Source organism: uncultured Clostridium sp. (assembly GCF_900547735.1).
In the GTDB taxonomy this organism is placed as follows: Bacteria; Bacillota; Clostridia; order Lachnospirales; family Lachnospiraceae; genus Otoolea.
The window spans coordinates 1-25,575 of record NZ_URHZ01000030.1; the positions used below are offsets into that span (position 1 = coordinate 1).

Annotated in this window: 23 protein-coding genes; all 23 read right to left on the bottom strand. The window is 49.8% G+C overall.

The genetic code is table 11. From position 1 onward, the window contains the following. Window positions 1-722: 722 nt before the first annotated feature. A complete protein-coding gene (locus QZT18_RS11125) occupies window positions 723-1,973 on the bottom strand; it encodes a glutamate-5-semialdehyde dehydrogenase (RefSeq protein WP_366925860.1) in 1,251 nt (416 codons plus the stop codon). After that, complete coding sequence (locus QZT18_RS11130; RefSeq protein ID WP_294147868.1) at window positions 1,966-2,541, bottom strand: 5-formyltetrahydrofolate cyclo-ligase; 576 nt, start codon at window positions 2,539-2,541, stop codon at window positions 1,966-1,968. The genes QZT18_RS11125 and QZT18_RS11130 overlap by 8 nt, the downstream gene beginning before the upstream one ends. Next, the gene (locus tag QZT18_RS11135) at window positions 2,513-2,740 is read right to left on the bottom strand and encodes a DUF896 domain-containing protein (RefSeq protein WP_227030108.1); all 228 of its coding nucleotides are present in this window, start codon (window positions 2,738-2,740) and stop codon (window positions 2,513-2,515) included. Before QZT18_RS11135 ends, QZT18_RS11130 begins: the two co-directional genes overlap by 29 nt. A 91-nt stretch (window positions 2,741-2,831) precedes the next feature. Continuing rightward, the gene (proB, locus tag QZT18_RS11140) at window positions 2,832-3,677 is read right to left on the bottom strand and encodes a glutamate 5-kinase (protein ID WP_294147872.1); all 846 of its coding nucleotides are present in this window, start codon (window positions 3,675-3,677) and stop codon (window positions 2,832-2,834) included. Window positions 3,678-3,904: 227 nt separating this feature from the next. Next, complete coding sequence (locus tag QZT18_RS11145; RefSeq protein WP_294147875.1) at window positions 3,905-5,530, bottom strand: NAD(P)/FAD-dependent oxidoreductase; 1,626 nt, start codon at window positions 5,528-5,530, stop codon at window positions 3,905-3,907. A 2-nt stretch (window positions 5,531-5,532) separates the two neighbouring features. Further along, window positions 5,533-6,762: an NAD(P)/FAD-dependent oxidoreductase gene (locus tag QZT18_RS11150; protein ID WP_294147876.1), complete on the bottom strand. Its 1,230-nt coding sequence runs from the start codon at window positions 6,760-6,762 to the stop codon at window positions 5,533-5,535. A 110-nt stretch (window positions 6,763-6,872) separates the two neighbouring features. Next, window positions 6,873-7,253 (bottom strand): hypothetical protein, encoded by a 381-nt coding sequence (locus QZT18_RS11155; protein WP_294147879.1) that lies wholly within the window; start codon window positions 7,251-7,253, stop codon window positions 6,873-6,875. A gap of 363 nt (window positions 7,254-7,616) precedes the next feature. After that, entirely contained in the window at window positions 7,617-8,366 is a 750-nt protein-coding gene (locus QZT18_RS11160) for a GNAT family N-acetyltransferase (protein WP_294147885.1), read from the bottom strand. Between the two features lie 98 nt (window positions 8,367-8,464). Then, window positions 8,465-10,138, bottom strand: a complete 1,674-nt coding sequence (locus QZT18_RS11165) for a polysaccharide biosynthesis protein (protein ID WP_294147887.1) — start codon at window positions 10,136-10,138, stop codon at window positions 8,465-8,467. After that, window positions 10,119-11,240, bottom strand: coding sequence for a DUF3048 domain-containing protein (locus QZT18_RS11170; RefSeq protein ID WP_294147889.1), 1,122 nt, complete (start codon window positions 11,238-11,240; stop codon window positions 10,119-10,121). Before QZT18_RS11170 ends, QZT18_RS11165 begins: the two co-directional genes overlap by 20 nt. Continuing rightward, entirely contained in the window at window positions 11,237-11,734 is a 498-nt protein-coding gene (gene ybeY, locus QZT18_RS11175; RefSeq protein ID WP_125140397.1) for an rRNA maturation RNase YbeY, read from the bottom strand. The genes QZT18_RS11170 and ybeY overlap by 4 nt, the downstream gene beginning before the upstream one ends. After that, complete coding sequence (locus QZT18_RS11180; RefSeq protein ID WP_294147893.1) at window positions 11,731-12,783, bottom strand: PhoH family protein; 1,053 nt, start codon at window positions 12,781-12,783, stop codon at window positions 11,731-11,733. Before QZT18_RS11180 ends, ybeY begins: the two co-directional genes overlap by 4 nt. After that, window positions 12,770-13,993, bottom strand: coding sequence for a sporulation protein YqfD (locus QZT18_RS11185; protein ID WP_294147896.1), 1,224 nt, complete (start codon window positions 13,991-13,993; stop codon window positions 12,770-12,772). The genes QZT18_RS11180 and QZT18_RS11185 overlap by 14 nt, the downstream gene beginning before the upstream one ends. A 19-nt stretch (window positions 13,994-14,012) precedes the next feature. Then, window positions 14,013-14,285, bottom strand: coding sequence for a YabP/YqfC family sporulation protein (locus QZT18_RS11190; protein WP_227030096.1), 273 nt, complete (start codon window positions 14,283-14,285; stop codon window positions 14,013-14,015). 54 nt (window positions 14,286-14,339) lie between these two features. Then, window positions 14,340-16,139, bottom strand: a complete 1,800-nt coding sequence (locus QZT18_RS11195) for a DUF6020 family protein (protein WP_294147903.1) — start codon at window positions 16,137-16,139, stop codon at window positions 14,340-14,342. A 207-nt stretch (window positions 16,140-16,346) separates the two neighbouring features. Next, window positions 16,347-16,523: a 30S ribosomal protein S21 gene (rpsU, locus tag QZT18_RS11200; protein WP_003504099.1), complete on the bottom strand. Its 177-nt coding sequence runs from the start codon at window positions 16,521-16,523 to the stop codon at window positions 16,347-16,349. 201 nt (window positions 16,524-16,724) lie between these two features. Further along, the gene (gene alaS / locus QZT18_RS11205; RefSeq protein WP_294148129.1) at window positions 16,725-19,331 is read right to left on the bottom strand and encodes an alanine--tRNA ligase; all 2,607 of its coding nucleotides are present in this window, start codon (window positions 19,329-19,331) and stop codon (window positions 16,725-16,727) included. Between the two features lie 223 nt (window positions 19,332-19,554). After that, entirely contained in the window at window positions 19,555-20,469 is a 915-nt protein-coding gene (locus QZT18_RS11210) for a lysozyme inhibitor LprI family protein (protein ID WP_294148063.1), read from the bottom strand. 139 nt (window positions 20,470-20,608) lie between these two features. Then, entirely contained in the window at window positions 20,609-21,091 is a 483-nt protein-coding gene (rnhA, locus tag QZT18_RS11215; protein WP_294148065.1) for a ribonuclease HI, read from the bottom strand. A gap of 44 nt (window positions 21,092-21,135) precedes the next feature. Next, window positions 21,136-22,737 carry an MBL fold metallo-hydrolase RNA specificity domain-containing protein gene (locus QZT18_RS11220; RefSeq protein ID WP_294148066.1) on the bottom strand — a complete coding sequence of 534 codons (1,602 nt, stop codon included), beginning with the start codon at window positions 22,735-22,737 and terminating at the stop codon, window positions 21,136-21,138. 61 nt (window positions 22,738-22,798) lie between these two features. Beyond that, window positions 22,799-24,274 carry a stage IV sporulation protein A gene (gene spoIVA, locus QZT18_RS11225; RefSeq protein ID WP_294148067.1) on the bottom strand — a complete coding sequence of 492 codons (1,476 nt, stop codon included), beginning with the start codon at window positions 24,272-24,274 and terminating at the stop codon, window positions 22,799-22,801. Between the two features lie 242 nt (window positions 24,275-24,516). Beyond that, window positions 24,517-24,810, bottom strand: a complete 294-nt coding sequence (locus QZT18_RS11230; protein WP_294148069.1) for a hypothetical protein — start codon at window positions 24,808-24,810, stop codon at window positions 24,517-24,519. A gap of 22 nt (window positions 24,811-24,832) precedes the next feature. After that, window positions 24,833-25,561 (bottom strand): hypothetical protein, encoded by a 729-nt coding sequence (locus QZT18_RS11235; protein ID WP_294148070.1) that lies wholly within the window; start codon window positions 25,559-25,561, stop codon window positions 24,833-24,835. Window positions 25,562-25,575 lie beyond the last annotated feature (14 nt).

Genomic DNA, 25,575 nt, shown 5'->3' on the forward strand with positions numbered 1-25,575 from the left:
GGTATTGCCCCGTCCGCCGTCTTCAGGGGCTGATTGTCTCTTTCGTCAAGTGCGGATGAGAGGTATTGTCGCATCCACTGCATCGTTATTAGACTTTAATCGATTCAATATCTTCAAAGTTACCGCTTCATGCATCATTTCAGGATAAATATATAGCTCAATCTATATCGGAGAACCAATAACTATATCTAAGTACATATTAAATCCATATTTTATCATAGAAACTCTCTTCCAAGACCAGAAAAGGAAGGTATTCTCCCGGCTTTCGAAAACATAGTGGCCGCAACAATACCCTCCCCCTTGAAGGAATAGAACAAATCAGCGGCCGCAGGCCGGGGTTCGGGATGGCGAAAACCTCGGCGTCTTCAGTCCCGGGCCATAAACTTCCCGTGCGGAATCCGGGAGAAAAAGATTCCGCAGGGAACCTGAAGTTCATCGGCACTTACCGAGGTTTTTTCGAGGTTAGTTCCGTTATGTACTTCGAAGAGCGCAAGCGTTTCCCGGAGGAACTTTTTCTGCCCGGATTCCCCACCCGCGACAACCTGCAAACCGGGACTGAAGACTCATAACCTCCCTCTCACCATCCCGAACCCCGACCGTCCCGGCGGCGTTCTCCTTCCTCAAAACCCCCGCATTTAAAATGGCTATACCATGTTATCCATGATATAGCCCTAATCCTTCGTTTTTGGTTCCTTGCTGTCCCGCAGCCTAACTTCAGCCGCTTATGGCCGAACCTGCCCGTTTCCGTAAATAATATATTTCGTGGTAGTCAATTCCTTAAGCCCCATCGGCCCTCTTGCATGAAGCTTCTGCGTACTGATCCCGATTTCCGCTCCAAAGCCGAACTCGAAGCCGTCAGTAAACCGTGTTGACGCGTTGACATAGACCGCAGCGGCATCGACGCCCTCCAGGAATTTTCTGGAACTGTCGTAGTCTTTTGTGATGATGGCCTCGGAATGGCCGGTGTTATACCGGTTAATGTGGTCTATGGCCTCTTCCACCGAACCGACCTGTTTTACGGAAAGTATGTAATCGAGGTATTCCGTTCCCCAGTCTTCCTCGGCCGCGGCTTTAAATTCAGGCACAATGGAAAGCGACTCGTGATCTGCGCGGATTTCCACCTGTTTTTCATCAAGGCGTTTCTTCAACAATGGCAGGAATTCACCGGCAATGTTCCGGTGCACCAGCAGTGATTCGCAGGAGTTGCAGACGCTGATTCTCTGGGTCTTGGCGTTGAATATAATATCGAGCGCCATATCAAAATCAGCGGTTTCATCCACATAGATATGGCAGTTCCCTGTCCCTGTTTCGATGACCGGCACGGTGCTGTTCTCAACAACGGTGCGGATTAACCCGGCCCCGCCGCGTGGAATCAGTACGTCAATGTAGCCGTTCATACGCATAAACCGCTTTGTGACCTCGCGGTCCGTATCGGTGATTAACTGCACACAGTCCTCGGGAAGTCCGCAGTTGTTAAGTCCTTCTCTCAGCCATTTCACAATCGCTTTGTTCGATTCCAGGGCATCGCTGCCGCCCTTCAGGATCACGGCGTTGCCGGACTTGAAACAGAGGGCGAAGGCATCCACGGTGACATTGGGCCTGGCCTCGTAAATCATGCCGATAACGCCCATCGGTACACGCTTCTGCCCTATTAAAAGGCCGTTGGGACGCTCCTTCATTCCCAGGACTTCGCCTACGGGATCGTCCAGGCTGATTACCTGGTTCACGCCCTCAATGATAGACTCGATCCGTTCATGGGTGAGCGTCAGGCGATCGATCATTCCCGGGTTCATTACGGCCTCGCGGGCCCTTTCTATGTCCTTACGGTTGGCCAAAAGGATTTCCTCTTCGCCTTTTAGAAGAGCTTCTGCAGCCGCTTTCAGTCCCTCATTCTTTTTCACGGAACCGAGTAGGGCCAGCTTTCTGGAGGCGTCCTTTGCGCGTTTGCCGATCATTTCGAGCATATTAATCATCCTTTCTGTTCAGGCTCTTTTGAGGCGTGATAATCCGATCCATCAGAATATCGTATTGATCTACGGCAATCGCCTCCGTCATCTGGAAATCATAGCAGATGGCAATCTTCTCATGCTGTGGCTCCTTTTCAAAAAAGCGGTCGTAGTAGCCTGCGCCGTAACCGGTTCGCTCAAAGCGCCCGGAGAATGCAACTCCCGGCACGATGACAGGCACATCCTGTTCGGCAGCAAGTTCACAGCTCTTTTTCGGTTCAGGGATCCCGAAGCAGCCGGGTTCGAGATCTTCATAACGGTTGATGTAATAAAAATCCATCTCCTTGCCCTTTACTCTCGGAACAGCTACTTTGATCCCCTGCTCCAGGTAGGAACGGATCAGGGATTCGGTTCCCGTCTCCCCGCGTACGCTGACATAGCAGTATACGGTGCCGAACTGCTTTTCCAGTTCAAGTTCCTTTATTTTCTCACAGATTGCATTGTCCCACTCTGCCATCTCTTCCGTGGTCAGGTGTTTTCTAAGTTCCAGTACCTTTTTCCTAAGGTCAGCTTTGGATGTCACTGATATTCCCATATTTTTTCCCCAGATCGGTAATTGTACCGTCTTCCTCCTTAATTGATATACTGTTTAAGGTTCCGCGCATGTTTTTCCGAATAGTCTCGATATATTCTTTGCGCAGAGCAGCCTGTTCATTTTTCTCCTCTTCCGTGAGGCCGGTTGCCTGGCTCTTGTGGTAGAGTGCGTTGATGCGGTCGATTTTTTCCTGGTCCATATTGTACGCTCCTGTGTCATAATTCAGATTTTGGTATCTCACCGGGAATCATGCGTTTCGGCATGTAAATCCCGGCTGATCTTTTCCCCGCTCAGTTTTCGCTGTTCAGGTATGTATTCAAATCAAAGTCTTTGTTCTCATGGGCGGCAAAGAGGGTGCCGCATTCTTTGCCCTCCAGAATCTCATAGATTGCGTTCAGATCGTTTGCATTGGCAATCAGCATATCCGAACCGCTTCCCGTGGCAATCTGCGCCGCCGCCAGTTTGGCCGACATTCCGCCCGTGCCCACACTGCTTGCGGAACCCTTGCCCATGGCTTTCAGTTCCGGCGTCAGCTCTTTGACAAATGGGATGAATTCGGCATCCGGATTTTTATTGGGATCGTCGGTATACAGACCGTCGATGTCCGACATGAGTATCAGGATATCGGCCTCCACCAGGGCGGCCACGATGGCCGAAAGCCTGTCGTTGTCACCAAACTGGATCTCATCGGTCGCAACCGTATCGTTTTCATTGACTATGGGGATGGCACCAAGTTTTAAAAGTTCGTTGAACGTATTGTGGGCGTTAAAGCGCGACTGCTCATTCGTCACCGTATTTTTCGTCATCAGAATCTGTGCGGCGGTCTGGTTGTACTCCGCAAACAGCTTCTGGTAAACCATCATCAGTCTGGCCTGCCCCACCGCGGCAAACGCCTGCTTCTCTTCCAGAAGGCGGGGCCGTTCATTAAAGCCGAGGGCCTGACGTCCGGCGGCGATGGCTCCGGAGGATACGAGAATCACTTCCCGGCCCTCTCCGCGCAGATCGCTGAGTACCCGCACCAGCTGTTCGATCTTTCTCAGGTTCAAATCCCCTGTCTCCGGATGGGTCAGGGAGGACGAACCTATTTTAATAACAATTCTTTTTTTCTGTTTTAAGGCAGCTCTTTCCTCTGTCATATCAATTCCTCTTTTCCCGCAGCATTGTGCACCATTTTTCGTTGAACAGTAATCCATTTTCTTAATCCATTTTCTGCAAGTTTACCTCATTTACAAAATTACGTCAAGAACCAAGAGTTCCGCTTGCGGAACTCTTGCGCTGCCGCGCGGTTGCTTCTGCAACCATTTACCTCTGCGCGGCATGTGCATCCTGCCCGGAGGGCTTTTTATATCATAGGAGCATTTTCCTATGATATAAAAACAGGGGAAAATCTGGAAACGATTGTTTCCGCCGCCCTGAGGCCGTCCATCGCGGCCGAGGTGATGCCTCCGGCATATCCCGCTCCCTCTCCGCACGGATAGAGTCCCCTGACACGGCTTTCCAGGCCCTCGTCCCTGGGGATGCGGACCGGTGATGAGGTGCGGCTTTCGATGCCTGCCAGAATCGCGTCGTCCCGGTCAAAGCCCGATATGATGCGTCCGAAACTGTTTATCCCTTCCACCAGAGCCTCCGACAGCGGCTCAGTCATCACATCGCGGAGGTTTGCAAAGGAATAGCCGCCCTTAAAGGCGGGCTCTACATCGCCGAAAGCGGCCGACACGGCGCCCGTCTTAAAGTCTTTGTAAAGCTGGACCGGAATTTTACCGTTTCCCGCGCGGTATGCCGCCTCTTCCAGGTTTCTCTGGAATGACACGCCTCCCAGCGGCCCATTGTCCGGAAAATCCTCCGGCGTCACCGTGACGATGAGGGCGCTGTTGGCACTTTTCCCGGCCCGGTCGTGGTTGCTCATGCCGTTGACGGCGAGTCTGCCGTCCTCCGACGACGCATTGACGACAAAGCCACCCGGACACATACAGAAGGAATAAACGCCGCGGCCCGACGAGGTCTGCTTTGTCAGCTTGTAGCTGGCGGCTCCCAGGGCGCCGGGATTTTCCATTCCGTACTGTGAAAGGTTAATCTGGCTCTGGGGATGCTGAATCCTGAGTCCCACCGCAAATGCTTTTGCCTGCAGATCCAGTTCTTTTCCCGCCAGCATGGCGAAGGTGTCGCGGGCGCTGTGCCCGATGGCTAGGACAACGGTCTGCGCCGGGATGGTTTCTTCCTTAAACGTTCCATCCTCCTGTCTCTGTGATGCGGTGATGGAGGTAAGCTGCCCGTTTTCATCCTTAAAATCGGTCATCTTGCAGTTAAAACGTATTTCTCCGCCCAGGCGGATGATTTCCTGCCTGATATTTTTCACGACAAGGCTCAGAACATCCGTGCCGACGTGAGGTTTATTCACATAAGTAATAGAAGGATCCGCGCCTGCTTCGGCGAGAATTTCCAGCACCTTTTTATTTCTGCCCGACGGGTCTTTTACCAGGGTATTCAGCTTTCCGTCCGAAAATGTCCCGGCGCCGCCCTCTCCGAACTGGACGTTGGACTCGGGATTTAAAGCTCCGCCCGCCCAGAACTCGTTTACTCTTTCCGCACGGGAATCGACATCCTCTCCGCGCTCCAGAATCAGAGGCGCAAATCCGGCTCTTGCAAGCATCAGGCCGCAGAACATACCGGCCGGACCGAATCCGATAATGACGGGCCGTTCTTTAAGCGGTTCTTCTCCGTGTTCAGGGAAACGGTATGCTTTGTCCTTATCGAAAAGCACATTTACGTTTTTCGCATTTTTAATGACGGCGCTCTCCTTGCCGGAGACGGCGGCATTCAGCGAATATATGTACAGCAGTTCGTTTTTCTTTCTGGCGTCCAGGGACTGTCTGACCGGGGTGAGGGAAATAATTTTCTCCTCCGGGATCCGCATCATCCTGGCTGCTTTTTTCTTAAGGTCCGCCTCCGTGTGATTAACAGGCAGTTTTAACTGGTTAATACGAATCATGTTTACAGTCCTGCGTGAGTCCCGGCGATTGCTCCGGTACTCCACGCCCATTGCAGATTGTATCCTCCGCAGATACCATCCACATCCAATAGTTCTCCTATCAGATACAGGCCTTTCTTTATATTAGATTCCATTGTCTCGGGATCAATCCCGCATACATCCACTCCGCCGCAGCAGATCTGGGCATTCTCAAAGGGATTGGCAGCCGTAATTTCCGTGCTGAACGCCTTGATTATGCCGGTCAGCCGCCCCATCTCCTCCTCGGTCAGAAGTTTCACCGGCCTCTGCGGCTCAATTCCTGCCAGTTTGATAAACAGCACAGAGAGCTTTTTATGGAACCAGCCCGTAAAAAATTCCTCCATTGTCTTATGGGCGCAGCTTAAGCTCCGCTCTATTATCATTTCGCGGGTTTTCTCGTACGTCTCCTCCGGATAAAAATCCAGGACTCCGGTGACTTTTTTGCCCTGGTCGAGAGCCCTTGACGCAAAACGGCTGACCTGGAACACAGGGATGCCTGAAATTCCGTAATCGGTCAGTTGAAGCTCCCCCTGATCCCTTGCCATCTCCTTTCCGTTACAGAAAAGAGCGACGGAAGCCTCCGTCCGGACCCCTGAGATCTGTTTGTAGAACTTCTCCCGGCAGCGCAATTGTACGAGGGCGGGAAGGGGTTTTATGACACGGTGTCCAAACTGCTCTGCGAGTTTATATCCGCTCCCGTCGGAACCGGTGCCAGGTGCCGCCTTCGAGCCGGTGGCGAGAATCAGGGAGTCGGAGGAAAATTTGCCCTTTGAGGCAGTAACTTCAAACCTCTTTCCTCCCTGTTCTCTGTAAGAAACCTTCTCGATTCGGCACTCCGTGACGACATGCACGCTGCGGTGGATAAGCTCCGACCGGAGGGCATCGAGAACAGAGGCCGCCTGTCCGGAATTCGGGTACAGGTATCCGTTTTTATCTTTAGGGACAATGCCGAGATCACGGAAGAAACAGAGAGTTTCCTCCACGGTAAAGCGGCTGACGACATTCATCGGGAAATCGGTTTTCCCGCTTCTGAAGCAGTTTTCATCCATTACACGGTTTGACAGGTTACATTTCCCATTCCCTGTGGAAAGAATCTTTTTACCGACGCGGTCCGTGTGTTCTAACAGAGTCACGTCCGCGCCCTGTCTGGCGGCAAATATGGCCGCCGTCATGCCGGAAGCCCCGGCTCCGATAATAATAACCTGTTTTTTCATAATCCTTTTACTCCTGTCTTGTAACAATTTGGATCTTCCCGGTTCCCGCTTTTAAATGTGCGTTTAAGACAGAATTTTGTTACTGTGCACGGCGTGAACAGTAACAGATTTTAGCTGCTGTACGATTCCAGATAACTGAACACATCCATCATGGATGTAAACCAGATGCCCTCCATCAGTTTTTCCTGCTCCTCCAGCGGGAATTCGGCAAGCGGCATATGAGTGTCCAGGCATACATTGTTACGGTCCTTAGCAAAGACAAGGAGAAAACCTTCCTCTGCCACCAGACAGTAGTTCTTTGTTTCTTCCCTGGTTTCTACCTGGCGCTGGTTGATTACCACATTATCCTCCGGTGCAGACTCCGATTCCAGAATCTGTCCCGGTATCGGCTGCGCGTGCTCCGGCCGGTAGAAATAAATATAGGCTCCCGTTAGAATGGATGCAGCTAAAAATACTGCTAATAGAAAAAAGCAGACATAATACTTTTTCATGGAATTCCTCCTTAAGTATTATTAGTATCTGCCTTTTTCTGTTATCTTAAACACGAAATGGGGGTGAAAAATGAGGACTGAGGGAGGGGATGGCGGGCGGGGAGTGGGTGGGATGGGTCTTCGGTCCTGTTGGAGGGTGTCGCGGATGGGAATCCGGGCAGAAAAAGTTCCTTCGGGAAACGCTTGCGCTCGGTGGAGTGCATAACAGTACTAAGGCGTCATAATACGCCGCCTAAGTGCTGATGCACTCCAAGGTTCCCTGCGGAATCTTTTTCTCCCGGATTCCCCCACTACTCTTTCGCCGGGACCGAAGACGCGAAGTTTATTGCCCGCCCGCCATCGGTCACTGCCTCTGGAATGTCCTCATTTTTTTAGAATTCTCTTCAAGTAGGAAAGATCCAGCAAATTCACGGTTTCGAATTTTCCCTTATAAAATACGGCCCAGTTATTAAATACGCAGGGCAGTTCTTTGGCTTTTTTGAGTGTATCCACCTGGATTAAGGATACAGGGACATCGTTTGTTTCACAATACTCTTTTACCATGTTAATGGTCCGGCCGACAAAGGGGCATTGCATATCGTAATAAATGGTCAGCTCCCTGTTTTCGATTTCCCCGTTTTTGACATTGGGGCCAAAGGTTGGAGTGGTTCCGTCGAATGAAAGGGCGAGCAGTTCGTATCCGTCCTCGGTTGTATCGACCACTTTAAAACCGTACTTTTTCACAAACGACTGATCGGAGAGCCAGGATTTCTGCTTTTTGGAACCAAGCATGCAGACACCGGATTTTCCTTTTGCCCTGGCGTCGGACAGACAATATTCCATCAGCTCTTTTCCATATCCTTTCCCCTTATAATCTCCTAAAACCCACAGGCAATACAGGTAATAATAATGCTCCCCGGCAATCGGGACCCAGGCTGTTTCAAGAGGGGCATATTCAATAAAAACCGTAGCCTTCGCATTCAGTTTCCGGAAGACATGGCCTTCGTTAAGCCGCTCCAGAAGCCACTGCCGCTTCGCCTCAACACCCGGATGCGGCTTTTTACTGCGGATAATACAGCACAAATGCTCATCGGCAATATTTTCCGCCGTCAAATTCACAAATTCGTTATCCATATCTTCTCTCCTTCCCAAGAAAGAGTTCCACAGGCTCCGCAGGACCGACGGGATGTCGAAATTTCCGCGTCTTCCCGTCCCGCCCGCTGCCTCATTTCTTACATCAGCCTCAGTTTCTTTGATATCCTGATCATCTTCGTTCCGCCCGGCATAGTATAAAGCTCTTCCTCATCAATGCAGTGCAGCTTAATCAGGAGAATCCCGTAAACAGCAACGGCTGTGATAACCGCCAGGATTGTTCCGATCAGATTGCTCTTTACAATCAGTATCACGAGCTTATATACTCCGAAGGCCGCTGCGCCCATAAAAGCCGCCGCGACTGCCGGGAGCAGGAAGGTTTTGAGAAACTCCTGTCTGTAATTCAGGTATTTCCGGATTGCCAGGGCATTCAGGACGCACATGAAAACGGCGAACAGGATATTGGCAAAGACCATGCTGTAAATTCCCATCTTAAATACCATCAGCATAATATAGAGGGCAATCACATGCAGGATCAGGGAAATAAAAGCGTTTCTGACCGGTACGTTCATGTGGTTGATGCCCTGCAGGATGGCGTTGGTTACCGTTGAGAGCGACAGGAAGATGACCGCCGCCGAACCGATAATCAGCATCCGGATCGCCTCCGCGTTGTTACCGCCTCTGAAAAGCAGATTGTTGATCGGCGCAGAAAGAACCGTAAGCCCAACGGCGGACGGAATGGCGATCAGCATCGCAAAGCGGATGGCAAGGCCTGTTTTCGCAATAATCGCCCCCTTCTCTTTTCTGGCTACCGCTCCCGACAGGGAGGGGATCAGAGAGGAGGAAAGGGAGTTGGCCATGGCCAGAGGCACATGGACGAGAAGCATGTATTTGTTATTATAAATTCCCCACAGGGACAGGAATTCCTTTCCCTGACCCAGGGATTCCATACCGTAAGCCATAATGCTGTTGTCCACAACCGCATTGATATTGTAAACGGCCGAGCTGATAATGACCGGTACAACGGTAAATAAAAATGTTACCGAGATATCGCCGTAGGAATCGGTGCGTTTGCTTCTGTCGCGCCTCTTGCGGCGTTTCATCACGGGTGCATAGATGGCAAAAAGAAGGAGCATAAAAAGCAGGGCGGCCAGTGCGCCGGCTCCCGTTCCGATGGTGCCTCCGGCGGCGCCGAATGCCTGCGGGTAACCTGTCGTGTTGTAAACGCGGTTGGAATCCAGCCCGACCTTAAACAGGACGCCGGCTGCCACCACGCTGATTACCGCATTGATGATCTGTTCGAAGATCTGGGAAATAGCCGTGGGAATCATCGTTCCATGCCCCTGGAAAAAACCTCTGAGAACGCCGAGGTAAGCCATGATCCAGATAGTGGGCGCCAGGGTCTTAAGCGCATAAACACAAAACGGCGTATTGAACGCTGTGGTTGCAAAGAAACCTGCAAAGTTCCAGGTGATAAAGCAGGCCAGTCCCCCCACCACGGTGGCATAGACAAGGGCTGCCTTCAGGACCCGGACCGAATTCCGGTACTGCCCCTTCGCCATTCTCGCAGACACCATCTTGGACACCGCGAGCGGCAGGCTGTATGAGGAGAGGATCAGCATGATGTTGTATACGTTAAATGCCGTAGAGTAATATCCCATCCCCTCGTCGCCGATAATGTTGGTCATCGGCACCCGGTAAAGGATTCCGATCAGCCTTACTACAATTCCCGCCACTGCCAGGATACTTCCCTGGACAACGAAATTCGATTCCTTTCTGCCCGTTGATTTACGTCTACTCTGTCTGTTCTCCATAAAATTCCGCCTTATCCATACGTTCAGACTGTATGATGCAGACCCAGGTGCTTCCCGGATTCATCATAATCTCCTGACCGCTTTCGTCATAGTATTTTGTCATAGCCTCGGCGCTTCCCTTGGTCCAGGTGATCTTTTCCCCTCTTCCATTCGTGAAATAATACCCCAGCCCCGGGCTATGTACGTCAATGTCCAGATATTCGGACGGTGAATAATATTTCCAGCCGCAATACTGGAAAATAATATTTTTGGCCGTCAGTTGTCCTTCGTTGCCGTTTTGAGGACCGCCGTATTGGAAACGGTAATACAGGCCGTCCTTGCTGTTATATTCAAACCATGGATTATTCATTATGTATCCCGGACGCACAAAAGCGGCCGCAAAACCATTCTCAAGCATCACCGGATATTCCGGTTTTGAGAAATGATAGTGGCCTTTATAGTCCTCCGGATATTTCTGGGAATAGCCCATCGCTTCGATTGCTTTTTGGATACGGTCCCCACTGGCATAGGCATTGTGGGGCGATTTTTTGTCCTTGGTCCTGTAAAAGGCTACGGAACCCTTTCCCTCTATGCCATTTAAATGCTCCATCTTATCCAGGTAGGGGCGCGCAAAGGTGCTCTGCCCGAAGTGAGCATAGATCGCTTTAAACTCATTCGCAAAAAAAGTATAGTAGGTGCGGCAGCTTCTGACCGAACCGATGCGGTCCAGATTATCATAATCTTCCAGGATTGCCATATACCGGTTCATTCCGCCCTCCACGGGAGCCTCATAAATGACGCCCGCATGGTTAATTCCGTAGTGAGGCAGCGCCGCCTTGTCGTTGCTGATCATGATGGCAATGGGACGGCGGTCCGCGATCGCCACGTCCGTCATCTCACCGGTCAGATAACTGGGGATTTTTCCGTCCTTCTCCACACGTTCCAGTTCCCGGCTCCCTTCGGTCTCGGGTTCCGGCTCCGTCTCCGGTTCCGTAATCCGGATTACCCGGGTTTCCTCTGTTTCTTTCACACTTGCAGTAACCGATGTTTCTTCATACCTGGTGCATCCTGCAGTCAGACAGAGTCCGGCCGCCAGCGCCAGAATAACCCCCCGTTTCATCATCTGGTATACCCTCCCGCCTTCAGGATTTCCTCTTGCTTCTGCTCCATGACGGCGCGCTCTTCCTCTTCCATATGGTCATACCCGCAGAGATGCAGCATGCTGTGTGCGACCAGAAAGGCCAGTTCCCTGGACTCGGAATGCCCGTATTTCTCCGCCTGCTCTTCCACCTTGTCCACCGAAATCACGATATCCCCGAGAAGCAGCTCCCCCGTCTCCGGGTTGAAATAATCTTCCGACTGCTCCTCCATGCGTTCAAAATCGGACGGGGTTTCAAAATCTCCCATTGGGAAAGACAGTACGTCGGTCGCATTGTCTATCTGGCGGAATTCCCGGTTGATGCGCCGGATTTCTTCGTTGTCGGTCAATACCACATTGACCTCGGCCTCGTAAGGGCATTCTTCATAGTCCAGCGAGGCCGTCACCACTTCCTCTATGATGGATTCATACGGCAGTTCAAGCTTCTTCTCGGCTTCGTACTCGATATTGATTGTCATTTGTTTTTTCTCCCTCTGGGTGAGGGCCTGTCCTCGGACGCGCCGTGAAATCCGCGTTCTCCGCGCCGTCTGCCCTCATTTTGTTCCTTTTTCTCTTTCAGTTCAAAACTTTCATAGGCCTCAACGATTTTCTGGACAAGCGGATGACGCACAACGTCGCTGCTGGTCAGAAAACAGAAGCCGATATCATCGATTTTCTTCAGGACCCTGACCGCCGTGTCGAGGCCGGACACCGCCCCGGCCGGAAGATCCTTCTGGGACTGGTCTCCAGTGATAATGACCTTGGAGCCGAAACCGATACGCGTCAGGAACATCTTCATCTGGGCCGGCGTCGTATTCTGGGCTTCATCCAGGATAATATACGCATTGTCCAGCGTACGTCCTCTCATATAGGCCAGCGGGGCCACCTCAATCAGGCCCTTCTCGGAATTATGGAGATAGCTCTCGGCTCCCATAATCTGATAAAGAGCGTCATACAGGGGACGCAGATAGGGATCTATCTTGCTCTGTAAATCTCCCGGAAGAAATCCCAGCTTTTCACCTGCCTCAATGGCCGGGCGCGTCAGGATAATCCGGTTTACTTCCCCATTCTTAAATGCCTGGATGGCCATAGCCATGGCAAGATAAGTCTTTCCCGTTCCGGCGGGGCCCACGCCGAATACGATCATCTTCTTCCGTATCATATCCACATACTGCTTCTGGCCCACGGTCTTGGGTTTGATCGGCCTGCCGTTTATCGTACGGCTGATAATATCCTTATCGATCTCCAGAATCTGGCTGTCCTGCTCCGTAAAAGAAAGGGAAATGGCATAATCCACATTCTGTTCCGTGATCGTATTGCCCCGCTTCGAAAGCTCCAGCAGGTTGTTGAATACACTTTTGGCCTGCCGGATCGCCTGCTCGGGGCCGATGATCTTCAGGGCTCCGTCTCTTGTAATCATGGTCACATGCAGTGTGCGTTCTATCTTTTTTAAATATGCGTCAAACTGGCCGCAGACGTTCTGTACATGTTCCATGGGAATATCAATTACTGTTTCAATTATGCTCATCGTCTGGCTGTTCTCCTTGTGTTTCGACATTTGTTTCTGTTTTAAACGGTTCCTCCGTCTGCATGTTGACCTCAAAGCGGCAGGAAGAGCCATTAACTAATATTTTAACATTATTTTCAATAATTTGTACCCCTTTTTCCATTAATTTTTCCGCAACTTCATTTTTATAGGCCTCGCCCAGTTCTTCCAGCTCTTTTTCCGTGTATTTTTCATCGTAGGAACACACTTCCTGCGACGTGATAAGCCCCAGCTCCACAGGCAGATAAAAATCGCCGAAGAGCCTTACCTGGCGGATCTCGGTCACCGTCCTCCACTCCGTATTCCGGAAGTTGGGAAGCAGATAGACAAAGGAATGGACGCCGATGTTCGCCATAAGCCCCTTCCTGACCCGGCCCGTCTTTTCCTCCCTCTCATGCCAGAGGGAAATATCCTTTGTCTCCTGTCTGGTGCGTCTGGCGATGATGTCCGCGTCGGAATGGACATAATGCTCCGCCACCACGGTGCCGCCGTCGTCGGTGATGGGAATGGCCCCGCTGACGAGAATCTGGCCTTTTACTACCTCGTCGCCCGGTTTCACCATCGGAATTCCGCTCCTCACAATCATGGATGTGATGGTTCCGTCGGCGTCGGCCGTGAGATCACAGGGCGTATCATCCCTGACCGGAATTTCCAGAGGCACGTCGTTTTCCTTGACATGGACATAGAGCTTCGTTCCGCTCAACCGGGCCGAAACCCAGGTGATGCCGTTATACTGGTTTCTGAGCGCCGCTTCCAGATCTTCGCAGGAAACCTGATTCTTCATGATTCCGCAGTGGATCCCCAGTGTGTCCAGAAAATGAGAAAGTTCATCGTCCGTATACATTACATTGCCCTGATATCCAATATCCCATACAAAAAATGAGAGTGTGTAAAGAAGCATGAAAAAGCAGATAAAACCGGCGGCCCACAGCTTCCTTTTCCTGTTTTTATATAAAAAAAAAGGAAGTCCCAGTTTTCGCTGTATCCTAAGCCTGATCTTCGCTTTTTTTGCATAGGGCTTGCTGGAAAAGAAATCCCGTATCCCCATTGAAAATATGTAATTGCCTTTAGAAAATATTACATCCCAGATATCGAGCCCGGAAGCCGCGCATAAATTAAAAAAACGTTCCGGAGACTGCCCCGTCATCTGGATCCGTACACTGCCGGACCAAAACCTTCGCAGAAACTTCATAAAATAACGCCTCCTGAAATCAGAGAGATTCAAAATCCACCGACTTGATGTGTCCCGTCAGCTTCAACTGCTCCTTATCATAATATTCAATCGATAAATTTTTTCCCTCCACGGTCAGTTTTGTGGTCTTTCCCTGGAGTTTCAACATCGTGTCCGTAAATAAAACAATGCTTCTGTAATTTTCCACTACAGCCGAATGGCTGCCGGTAAAGGACAGAAGCATCTCTCCAAAAAAGACATCTTCCGGCAGATTGAGGGCCGATACCACCGCTTTTTTTTGCCTGTTAAACAAGAGCGTACCGCCTTTTGAAGTCCTTACTGAGATTATATGAAAAAATATCCGGTTTTATTCTTTTACAATCCTCTCCCGCGTCCGGTACAGGAGAATTTCCGCCATCAGGGGAACGCACACAATCAGAGGCAGCGCATACCTGACACAGGTGACCGGCCCGAGAAGGAGCGTGCCGAAGTATCCGAAAATCATCGAAAGCGGAACGAGAAGCGCGGCCTGCCGCCTGTAAACCAGCGCGGTTCCCGTAAGAAGCATCAGCCAGAACGGAAACGCCTGGTTGAGAATCAGGGCCAGCAGCGGAAGTTTCTCATATTCCGGGGTCAGGCTGATACTCCGCAGATAGTTTTCATACTGCGGGAAACGGCTGTTTCTGAATATGTGGAGAATATTATATTCTTCCTCCATAAAAGAGCCGTCGAAGACGATATAGTCGATCCAGTACTGGGTGTCTCCGGGATACCAGTATCCCCAGTTTCCCATTAAAAAGGAATCGAGGTAGACGAGAGGCTCTTTTGCGCCAATGGCGGCCCACGTCTTTAAAAACATTCCGGGATCCTTTTTCACAACCTCTGTCTGAAAACCGCTCTTCACCGGATCCGCGTTCACCCTGACATAACCCTCCAGGGCGTCCGGCAGGATCAGCGCCTCAATATAGGCCCTCTCCTCTTTTGAAAGGCTCTCCGGCTTTTCATGCCAAACCCTGGCAAGCTGCTGCATCGGGACGGACAGCATTTCCTTCGCATCTCCCTTTTCCACGCCGAGGGACGTAAACACCGGCCCGTTTACCGTCAGATATACCGCAGCCAGGGCAACGGAAAAGATGAGCCACCTGGATGCCGGGGGACGCGCTCCGCCGTGTTGCTTTTTATATCTGATAAAGAAAAGGAGGGCAAAGAGAGAGAAAAACAGAAATACATAAATACCCTGGTTCCGGAAAAAGCAGGAAAACAGCGCGGATAAAAAGAAACCGGCCATTAATGCACGGCTTTTGAAAAAATGCTCCGGATCGGATATCATGTCGATGGAAAAATCAAAAGCCAGCAGGAAAAAGGCGCTGAAAAGCACATCCTTTGTTGTGAGCAGGACGAGTACCTGCATATAAGGATTCGCCGCCAGGAACAGCCAGGAGGCAAGCACCAGCCAAAGAGGCGCATTTCTTCGCATCATGCGGTACAGGACGAACGAAAACACCGCCGCCATCATTGTGATCTGGATCAGGCTGTATAGCGCCAGGCCGATCTGGTAGCTGTGGAAAAACACTTCCCCAATCTTCAGGCTGCCGCAGAGAAACAGCGTATGCAGAACCGGATGATGGCTTGTCAGCGGATCGCTTCCGAAAACCTGCAGGATCTGAACCGAGGCATCGTAGGAATACACTCCCGGATAAACAGCCAGGAGCGCCGTCATATAGACGGCAAAGGTGATTAGGAACAGGAGGGCAAGCGGTTTTATTCCCGGTTTCTTCCCACCCTCTCCCACTGTTTTGGACACAAAGGGAATCATCCTCAAAAAGATGCCGGTAAACGCCGAGAACAGCAGCGTGGCGGCCGAAAGCGCCGTTAAGAAACCAAAGGCCGTGGGCGCCGGTATCTCATTCAGAGAGTAGCGGATACCCAGGATGAACATAAGCCCCATCAGGAATCCCGATATCAGGCTCAGAATAAATCTTCTTTTTTCAAATGGAAAAAAAGCTTTCAGATAGAGGAAGGCAATCCCTGCCGTGACCGGCAGACAAAAGACGGATGCCGGATCCATTAAAAGAGGAAAGGCCAGTGTGGTTTCACTGGTCAGAAAAAAAACAGTGGCGATTGCCAGAACCGCAGACCACAATATTCTCCTCTTCATTCCTGTCATCTTCCATAACCTCCTCGCGATCTTTTCATTACCACTCAACAACGAAAAGCACGCTTCGCGAACTTTTCATTGTCACTCAACAAAAATCCCTGGTTTAAATAAACCAGGGATTTCATTTCGCTCTTGACAGTGAAAAGCATGTTTAACACACTCCTCACCCATTAACCGCGGTGAAAAGTATGCTTAACATATCTTTTCATCGTATAATTAATTATATTTGCGTTTTCTAGCAGCTTCAGATTTCTTTTTACGACGAACGCTTGGTTTTTCGTAATGCTCTCTTTTGCGAATCTCCTGCTGAATGCCAGCCTTTGCACAGTTTCTTTTGAATCTGCGTAAAGCGCTGTCTAAGCTTTCGTTATCTTTAACGATTACATTTGACATAGCTCACACCTAACCTCCCTCCAGTTGTGTAATAAGTGCATATTAATACAACTGTTTGGGTATTTTTTTAGCACTAGTAAAATTATATCATAAAAATTCCATACGTCAACAGGATTTTTATGTTTTCTTAAATTTTCTTTGATTTGATGTAACTGTTCACACCGCATTGCACTGTGAACAGTTACAATTTGACGGCAAACCTTATTTAATCTGCTCTTTTGCGACCTCCGCCGCCTTTTTCAGCGCGTCCGGCACACCGGCAGGATTTTTACCGCCGGCCTGAGCCATATTCGGCCTTCCGCCGCCGCCGCCGCCGACAAGACCTGCGATAGCCTTAATCAGGTTGCCCGCATGGGCGCCTTTCTTCTGAGCCTCATCCGTAACGGATGCCATCAGGTTTACTTTGCCGTCCTGAACGGATGCAATCACAACAACGCCCTCGCCCAGTTTCTCCTTGAGCTGGTCACCCAGGTTCCTGAGTCCGTTCATGTCGACATCCTTCACCTGGACTGCCAGAAGCTTCACGCCGTTTACTTCCTGGACCTGATCCATAACGTCACCGAGTGAATCGTTGGCCAGTTTGCTCTTTAACTTCTCATTCTCGGAATGAAGAGCTTTGAGCTCGTCGAGCATAGCTTCCAGTTTGGTTCTTAAATCGGCTGGTGTGGACTTAACCACTCTGGCTGCTTCATGGAGTTCTTTCTCCATCTCTTTGTAATAATTCATAAGACCTGTGGAAGTCAGTGCCTCGATTCTTCTGACGCCGGCCGCAATGCCTGCCTCGGATACAATCTTAAATGCGGAGATAGTGCCCGTATTGCCCACGTGGGTACCGCCGCAAAGCTCTGTGGAGAAATCTCCCATCTTAACAACGCGGACGCTGTCGCCGTACTTCTCGCCGAACAGGGCCATGGCGCCTGTCTTCTTTGCCTCATCCAGGCTCATGATCATCGTTTCCACAGGAAGGGAATCGGCGATCTCATCATTAACAATCTTCTCCACCGCTGCAATCTCCTCGCCCGTCATAGCGGAGAAATGGGTGAAGTCGAAACGCAGCCTGTCCCTTGTAACCAGGGAACCTGCCTGCTCTACATGAGTGCCCAGCACGGTGCGCAGGGCCTTGTGAAGCAGATGGGTTGCGGAATGGTTTCTTTCCGTCAGTTCGCGGTTCTCTTTATCAACGGTCAGGGTTACGGTGTCGCCCGTGCGGAACATGCCTTTTGTGACAACGCCGACATGGCCGATCTTGCCGCCCTGAAGCTTAATTGTATCTTTTACCGTGAATTCGGCATCCGGTGTCGTGATAACGCCGATATCGGCCTGCTGGCCGCCCATCGTAGCATAAAACGGTGTCTTTTTAACAATCAGAGTGCCTACTTCTCCGTCTGTCAGCGCTTCCACAATCTCTGTCTCCGTCGTCAGAACCGTGATTACGGATTCATCCGTCAGCTTGCCGTATCCGTCAAACTCGGAAGTGATGGACGGATCGATAGACTGGTATACGGTGACATCGGCTCCCATATAGTTGGTCGTCTTTCTGGCGGCTCTTGCCTTCTCTTTCTGCGCTTTCATTGCGGCGGCAAAACCGTCCTCGTCTAAGGAAAGGTCTTTCTCCTCCAGAATCTCCCTTGTCAGATCGATCGGGAATCCGTAGGTGTCGTAGAGCTTAAATGCATTCTCTCCGGAAAGCACCGTCTCATGGTTCTTCGCCATCTCATTCTCCATATCGACGAGAATGGCAAGGCCCTGATCAATGGTCTTATTGAATTTATCTTCTTCCTCAGAAAGCACCTTGAAAATCATAGCGCTCTTCTCTTCCAGCTCCGGATAGCCGTCTTTGGAGAGGGCGATTACCGTCTTTGCCAGTTCGGCCATAAACTTTCCTTCAATGCCGAGTTTCTTTCCGTGGCGGGCCGCACGTCTTAAAAGTCTTCTGAGTACATAGCCCCGTCCCTCGTTGGAAGGCATGATGCCGTCGGAGATCATGAATGTACATGATTTGATATGGTCGGCCACGATACGAAGGGAAATATCGGTCTCATGATCCTTCTGGTATTCCGTGTGGGCCATCTCGCATACACGGTCTAAAAGAGCCTTGTTCGTATCTACGGTAAAGAGGGAATCCACCTCCTGCACGACAACGGCAAGACGCTCAAGTCCCATGCCCGTATCAATATTCTTGTGCTCCAGCTCCGTATAATTGCCGTGACCGTCGTTGTTAAACTGGGTGAATACGTTGTTCCATACTTCCATATAACGGTCGCATTCGCAGCCTACGGTACAGTCGGGGCTTCCGCAGCCGTATTTCTCGCCGCGGTCGTAATAAATCTCGGAACATGGACCGCAGGGGCCTGCGCCGTGCTCCCAGAAGTTGTCTTCTTTGCCGAAACGGAAAATTCTCTCTTTGGGAATTCCCATCTCCTTGTTCCAGATATCAAATGCCTCATCGTCCTCCAGGTAAACGGACGGATAGAGACGGTCGGGGTCAAGTCCCACAACCTCGGTTAAAAACTCCCATGACCAGTGGATTGCTTCTGTCTTAAAGTAATCACCGAATGAGAAGTTTCCAAGCATCTCAAAAAAAGTGCCGTGGCGGGCAGTCTTACCGATATTCTCGATATCGCCTGTCCTGATGCACTTCTGGCAGGTTGTCACCCTCTTTCTCGGCGGGATCTCCTGTCCTGTGAAATATGGTTTTAACGGCGCCATGCCGGAATTGATAAGCAGCAGACTGTTATCATTGTGTGGAACCAGAGAAAAACTCTTCATTGCCAGATGTCCCTTGCTCTCAAAGAACTCCAGAAACATCTTTCTAAGTTCGTTTACACCGTACTTTTCCACGTTGCTTCCTCCTGTAAGTTTCTGTCTTTTCTATTATATAATTCTTCATTCTTTATATCCTATCATAGGAAAATCCATTTATCAAGAGGAAATTGAATGTGTTGCCGGGGAGGAAAAGGGCAGGTTATTGTTCACTGCGCAGCACGCTGTTTTTAAGCGGAATGTGAACAATAACAAAGGAAGGACTCTGTCAGTCCTTCCCCTCTGTTATATATGTTCCGTATTGTTCTAATAATTCATAGGCCCTGGTCCTGGTGGAATCCGACAGGGACGCCGTGTATTCCAGGCTTTCCATCGTGCCTCCGCCGAACTTGGAGGCTGCTTTCTTGGCTGCCAGATCACGGCTTCGAATCCAGGCCCTCTCTTCGGTCTTCAGGTCCTGCGCTTCTTCCTCGGTCATCCCTTCCAGGATTGCCTGGTAAATATGGTTCAGTTCCGTATCCCAGAGATAGTATTCGTAGTCGGCAACCTTCTTCAGGGAATCCGTATTGGAGCTGGCTTCCGATCCCTGCATATTCTGGATCAGGCCGTCTATCTCGTTCAGCTTCTTCCTGTAACCGTCAAGGGTTGTAACATATTCCGTTACTGCCGTATCCGATTCACTGACGCCGGTCAGGGGAGATATCACGACGCTGCTTTTGGCGGCAGGCGCATTCTCCGCAGCCGGGGCTGCGGCCAGCGCATCGGTATCTGCGGAAACAGCGGCCGCTTCCTCTTTTGCGGAAGCCGTACCTTCCGAATCCGAATAAGTGGAAACCGATCCGCTTCCCGCCGCGGCATCCGGCATCCGGCCTGCCGCTTTCTGTTCTCCCGTCTCAGAACCGGCTTCTGCAGGAGCCTGCTCCTTTGCCGTCTCCCGGCTTCGGGTATCTCCCGTATCCAACCCGGCTTCCTGTCCTCCGCTTTCCGGCAGGGAAGTCATCCCTGCAGCCGCCATGGCCATACTCTCCATGTTAAGCTCTTCGGAGGGCGGAATCTGGCCCTGAAAATTGGACGCAACGCCATCAGACGTTTTATCGTGTATAAAACGCCTGGTTCCTACGGTTACGCCTGCACCCATTATTAAAATTAAAATAATTGCAATTATTACTCCTCTATTTTTCAATATCGATCCATCCTCGCATTGTTTGAATTAAAGATATCATATTTATGCGGGAAAGGAAATAGGTGCCAAAAATAAGTAATATTTTGTAAGATTTATTTAATAAATGACTGGTTACAAACATTCCCATATGCGGAAAAAATCAATCTGCTCCGGCTCCGGTATCGGTCAGAAGGTTGTCCCCATCGGCGGCGGAGGTTGCAAGGAAATCACATCTCTCATTTTCAGGATGTCCGTTGTGGCCCTTCACCCAGATAAAGGTTACCTGGTGGGGCTCCTTGGCTTTTAAAAGGCGCTGCCACAAGTCCACATTCTTGACGGGCTCATTCTTTCCGCGCTTCCACCCCTTTTTCAGCCAGCCGTCTATCCAGTGCTGGTTAAAGGCATCCACCAGATATTTGGAATCGGAATAAAGGCTCACCTCACAGGGACGGTTCAGCGCCTCCAGGCCGGCGATGGCGGCCATCAGCTCCATCCTGTTGTTTGTGGTGCGTTTATATCCGGCGGATATCTCCTTTACATGCAGTTGTCCGGCTGCGTCCCGGTAATGAAGGACGCTGCCGAAACCGCCCGGTCCGTCAGGATTGCCTCTGGCAGAACCGTCTGTATATACTTCTACTTTCAAATTCAGGTCTCCTTTGCAGGTTTATTATCAGTCTTATTGTATCACTATCTGTCCCATTTGTCGCAGAGCGAATTAATCTGATCCGCAAAACGGGCCAGATCCTTGTTAGCGCCGCCCTCATTGTGCATGATGACCTTACGGAGCCTGTCGCCCGCAGCCAGAAGTCTTGCAAATACACCGGACGCTTTCTTAGCCGGTTCCGCATCGCGCTTAATCGGAATTCCTTCGGTAACGGTGATAAAGCAGCCCTCTTTCAAATCATAGGAGCTTCCGCTGAACGGGGCATCCGCCTCCATTCCGAACTTCTCCTTCACAATAGAGGCAAAGGTATCACAGACCTCGTCGTCTCCGTGTACAACAAATACATGCTTGGGGCGTTCCATGAAATTGCCGACCCATTCAAGAAGTCCGGTCTGATCCGCATGGCCGCTGATTCCCTCGATCTTTTCGATCTTGGCTCTGACTTCGATAGACTCGCCAAAGAGCTTAACTTCTTCCCGGCCCTCCACGATACTGCGTCCCAAAGTTCCCACAGCCTGGTATCCGGCAAAAAGAATCGTACACTCCGGCCTCCACAGGTTGTGTTTCAGATGGTGTCTGACACGGCCGGCGTCACACATGCCCGCCGCTGAGATAATCACCTTCGGTTCTTCGTCAAAGTTGATGGCGATAGAATCATCACTTGTGATCGACAGGTGCAGCCCCGGAAATGAAATCGGGTTGATGCCTTTTTTAATCAGGACTTTCGTCTCATCGTTGTAACAGTCCATCATGTTTTCTTTAAACACGGCCGTGGCTTCCACCGCCATCGGGCTGTCGAGATAAACCGGGAAATTATCGTGGCCCTTGACCAGATGTTTTTCCTTGATTACCCTGATATAGTTGAGAACCTCCTGGGTACGGCCGACTGCAAAGGCCGGGATTACCACATTGCCGCCGCGGTCCAGCGTCTCCTCGATCACCTTGGCAAACTCTTCCACGTGATCGCCGACATGCTTGTGGAACCTGTCGCCATAGGTGCTCTCCATAACGACATAATCCGCCTGGTGAATATACTGCGGACTTCGGATCAGCGGTTTATTCTTATTGCCGATATCGCCGGAGAAGACGATTTTCTTCGAGCAGTCCTCCTCGGTCATCCAGATCTCAATTGAAGCGGAACCCAGGAGATGGCCAACATCTGTAAAGCGGATCTCAAAGCCGTCCTTCAGTTTAATTATCTGATCGTAGTTACAGGGTACAAAGTGTTCCAGCACCCCATTGGCATCGTTCATCGTGTAGAGAGGCGGAACCTCCGACTTGCCTGCACGTTTTGCCTTCCTGTTCTTCCACTCCGCCTCTGTCTCCTGGATGTGTGCACAGTCTCTGAGCATGATCTCGCAGAGATCGCAGGTGGCCCGTGTCCCCATCACCTGGCCCCTGAATCCCCGTGCATAGATAAACGGCAGCATCCCCACGTGGTCGATATGGGAGTGGGTTACCAGCACATAGTCCACATCAGCATAGCTGATGGGAAGTTCCGCATTCTCAAACTTGTTAATCCCCTGCTCCATTCCGCAGTCTACCAGGACATTTAAATCACATGCCTGCAGTAAATGGCAGCTTCCTGTTACTTCATGATCCGCACCGATAAAAGTTAATTTCATGTAACCATCTCCTGTATTGTATTTGTTTTTGCCAAAACTGATGGTTTAAGTATACCCGATATCAGATAATAATGCAAATCATACCGCCATTACTGTCATTAATAATTTTCTGGAGCGTATCCTGGAGCTTCATCTGGCAGTCCTCCGTCATCTGGGAAATCTTTGCCTGGATTCCGTCATCCACTATCTGTTCAATGGATTTTCCGAAAATATTGGTGCTCCAGACACCCTCTTCACTCTGGCCGGCATTTTCTTTTATGTATGTAATCAGATCCTCCGCCTGCTGTTCGCTTCCCACGATTGGTGCGATCTCAGTCTCAATATGGGCTTTGATCAGGTTGATGGACGGCGCCTGCGCTTTCATTTTTACCCCATACTTATTGCCGTGGCGGATTAACTGCGGCTCATCCAGCACAATCTCGGAGCGGTCCGGCGTCACGACGCCATAGCCTTTTAATCTTACCTGGCACACGGCATTGCTCACCTTCTCATATTCCTTCTGCATGGAGGCCAGGTTCTTTAAGGTCTGCATGAGCTGGTATTCTCCCTCAATCGGCACGCCCACGTATTCGCTCAGAATCTGGTAATAATGGCTGTCATCCACCTCGATCTGGGCCTGGATGCTGCCGTCGGCCATCTTCATGCCTGTGATCTTAATTCTCTTCACCGCCTCACTGTCCTCGGCCGGAAGGGCGTCCTGGGCGTCTCTCATGTGGTCGGTCTTCTTAAGCATATCCTTTACGGACTGGATGACCCTGCTTTTCAGCCAGTGATCCTTCGGGAGAATTTCCATCCACTTCGGAATCGTAAAATCGATCTCCGTGACCGGGAATTCATGCAGAATCTCTTCCATGATCACCTTGATATCTTCTTTTTTGAGCTGCTCGCAGTTGACAGGCATTACCTGGACGCCGTATTTCTCCTCCATCTGCTTTGCCATTTCCCTGGTCTCATCGGAATAGGGCCTCATCGAGTTCAAAAGAACCAGGAACGGTTTTTTGAGGTTTTTCAGTTCTTTGATCGTCTTCTCTTCCGCCGCTATGTAGTTGCCCCGCTTAATATCACCGAAGGAACCGTCCGTCGTGATGACAAGGCCGATGGTGGAGTGGTCGTTGATCACCTTCCGGGTTCCGATCTCCGCCGCTTCCGTAAATGGAATCTCCGTGTCAAACCATGGAGTTTTTACGAGGCGTTCCGTGTCATTCTCAATATGGCCCGCCGCGCCTTCCACCATAAATCCGACGCAGTCGATCAGACGCACCTTCACATCCACGCCGTCGCTCAATGCGATCTGGGCCGCCTCTTTTGGAATAAATTTCGGTTCCGTCGTCATAATCGTCTTCCCTGCGGAACTCTGGGGAAGTTCATCTCGCGTGCGTTCCCTGGAATGGGGATCTTCCATGCCCGGCAGCACCATCAGCTCCATAAAGCGCTTGATAAAAGTGGATTTGCCGGTCCTGACGGGGCCTACGATACCTACATAGATTTCTCCGTTGGTTCTGGCCTTAATGTCGCTGTATACGTTAAAATTGTCCATAAAAATACCCCCTTGACTATGCTGATACAAGTATATGCAAGGGGGAGGCGGGAGTATGCGGGATTATTTAATTGGTTCTTGGTAGTTTTAAAAATGGGTAAAGGGTATGAATAAGGTGCTCAGCATAATTTTTACATAGAAGTTCTTTTTTTTGAAAATAGGCACCCCGTTATTAAAAAGGAAGGGGTAGCAAAACAGCTTATGGCACTGCTATTCCCTTCCTTTTTAGAGAGACCAATATATCAAAAACCACAATAAATAAAAAAAACTGAAATGCTCATAATAATCATAATTAAAACAAAATAGAAATACTCTTTCCTTCTCCCGGCACGAAGCAAAAACACATAAAGGAGAATATAATAAATAACTATAGAAAGGGTAATTAAAGCACTGCCAAATTGTAAGCCAAATTGTATTTCAGCGCTGACAATGTCTTTCCATGCTTTAAAGTTAAAACATACAAAAATCCATACATAAACTGCAAAAGGTATAACTACCAATCCAGTCAAAGCTTTCTTTTTATTTTCATCCTTCAACTCTTACCCCCTCTGATTCAGGTCATCCACCAATTGCTTGAGAGTAGCACATTGTTGAATCTATTTTGTGATCACCGCTATCATATGATACCACAGTGTCATGATAACAATGAATATAATACCCATTATCAGCCGTGAATAGCACTTCATAAGTACTATGACTTACATCCATTCTAGCAGGGCCATGAGCTGTAATAATAGTATATGCGTACCCACCTAATGAAATTAAAATAGAGGCTGGAAGAGATACTCCCATAAATGCACTAATTATTGAAGCAGCGGTTGAAACTCCACCATTAGCTATGGCAGTAATCTCATTATTTAACAAGGTGAAATTATTTCCGCCAATATACTGGTGTTTAAATTGCGAACCTGTTATTTCTTTGCCCTGTGTTGCTCCTCTTGTGTGAGGAGATTTTGAATTATTTGCCAAGTTAAGGAATAATTCATAATCATCATCACTGTAATTAATAACCTGATTTTGATTATCTTTGATGATTGTCAAGAAACCAGTTCCATTTGAGTATACTACATGTCGCATTGTAACCTCTTTACCATCAATATCAGTAAATAGAGCCGTTTCTGTAACAGAAGTATCTGTTGTCTGATATGATATTTGAACAGAATCCATCATTTTTGCCACTGCAACTGACATGGCTCTATCATTTGCCAATGAAACAAACGGAAATGCAGTAAACAATAAAGCACATGATAATAATATCGAACATATTTTTTTGAAATTGTTTATCATAGTTTTCTCCTCTT

What these genes read in the sequence shown, in the direction of transcription:
- QZT18_RS11160 (WP_294147885.1), bottom strand. Translation starts at nt 8,366, where the DNA reads ATGGATAACGAATTTGTGAATTTGACGGCGGAAAATATTGCCGATGAG.
- QZT18_RS11150 (WP_294147876.1), bottom strand. Translation starts at nt 6,762, where the DNA reads ATGAAAAAACAGGTTATTATTATCGGAGCCGGGGCTTCCGGCATGACG.
- QZT18_RS11145 (WP_294147875.1), bottom strand. Translation starts at nt 5,530, where the DNA reads ATGATTCGTATTAACCAGTTAAAACTGCCTGTTAATCACACGGAGGCG.
- QZT18_RS11170 (WP_294147889.1), bottom strand. Translation starts at nt 11,240, where the DNA reads ATGATGAAACGGGGGGTTATTCTGGCGCTGGCGGCCGGACTCTGTCTG.
- QZT18_RS11220 (WP_294148066.1), bottom strand. Translation starts at nt 22,737, where the DNA reads ATGAAATTAACTTTTATCGGTGCGGATCATGAAGTAACAGGAAGCTGC.
- QZT18_RS11125 (WP_366925860.1), bottom strand. Translation starts at nt 1,973, where the DNA reads ATGATTAATATGCTCGAAATGATCGGCAAACGCGCAAAGGACGCCTCC.
- ybeY (WP_125140397.1), bottom strand. Translation starts at nt 11,734, where the DNA reads ATGACAATCAATATCGAGTACGAAGCCGAGAAGAAGCTTGAACTGCCG.
- QZT18_RS11165 (WP_294147887.1), bottom strand. Translation starts at nt 10,138, where the DNA reads ATGGAGAACAGACAGAGTAGACGTAAATCAACGGGCAGAAAGGAATCG.
- QZT18_RS11130 (WP_294147868.1), bottom strand. Translation starts at nt 2,541, where the DNA reads ATGGGAATATCAGTGACATCCAAAGCTGACCTTAGGAAAAAGGTACTG.
- QZT18_RS11180 (WP_294147893.1), bottom strand. Translation starts at nt 12,783, where the DNA reads ATGAGCATAATTGAAACAGTAATTGATATTCCCATGGAACATGTACAG.
- spoIVA (WP_294148067.1), bottom strand. Translation starts at nt 24,274, where the DNA reads ATGGACAATTTTAACGTATACAGCGACATTAAGGCCAGAACCAACGGA.
- QZT18_RS11195 (WP_294147903.1), bottom strand. Translation starts at nt 16,139, where the DNA reads ATGACAGGAATGAAGAGGAGAATATTGTGGTCTGCGGTTCTGGCAATC.
- QZT18_RS11185 (WP_294147896.1), bottom strand. Translation starts at nt 13,993, where the DNA reads ATGAAGTTTCTGCGAAGGTTTTGGTCCGGCAGTGTACGGATCCAGATG.
- rpsU (WP_003504099.1), bottom strand. Translation starts at nt 16,523, where the DNA reads ATGTCAAATGTAATCGTTAAAGATAACGAAAGCTTAGACAGCGCTTTA.
- QZT18_RS11155 (WP_294147879.1), bottom strand. Translation starts at nt 7,253, where the DNA reads ATGAAAAAGTATTATGTCTGCTTTTTTCTATTAGCAGTATTTTTAGCT.
- alaS (WP_294148129.1), bottom strand. Translation starts at nt 19,331, where the DNA reads ATGTTTCTGGAGTTCTTTGAGAGCAAGGGACATCTGGCAATGAAGAGT.
- QZT18_RS11135 (WP_227030108.1), bottom strand. Translation starts at nt 2,740, where the DNA reads ATGGACCAGGAAAAAATCGACCGCATCAACGCACTCTACCACAAGAGC.
- QZT18_RS11235 (WP_294148070.1), bottom strand. Translation starts at nt 25,561, where the DNA reads ATGATAAACAATTTCAAAAAAATATGTTCGATATTATTATCATGTGCT.
- proB (WP_294147872.1), bottom strand. Translation starts at nt 3,677, where the DNA reads ATGACAGAGGAAAGAGCTGCCTTAAAACAGAAAAAAAGAATTGTTATT.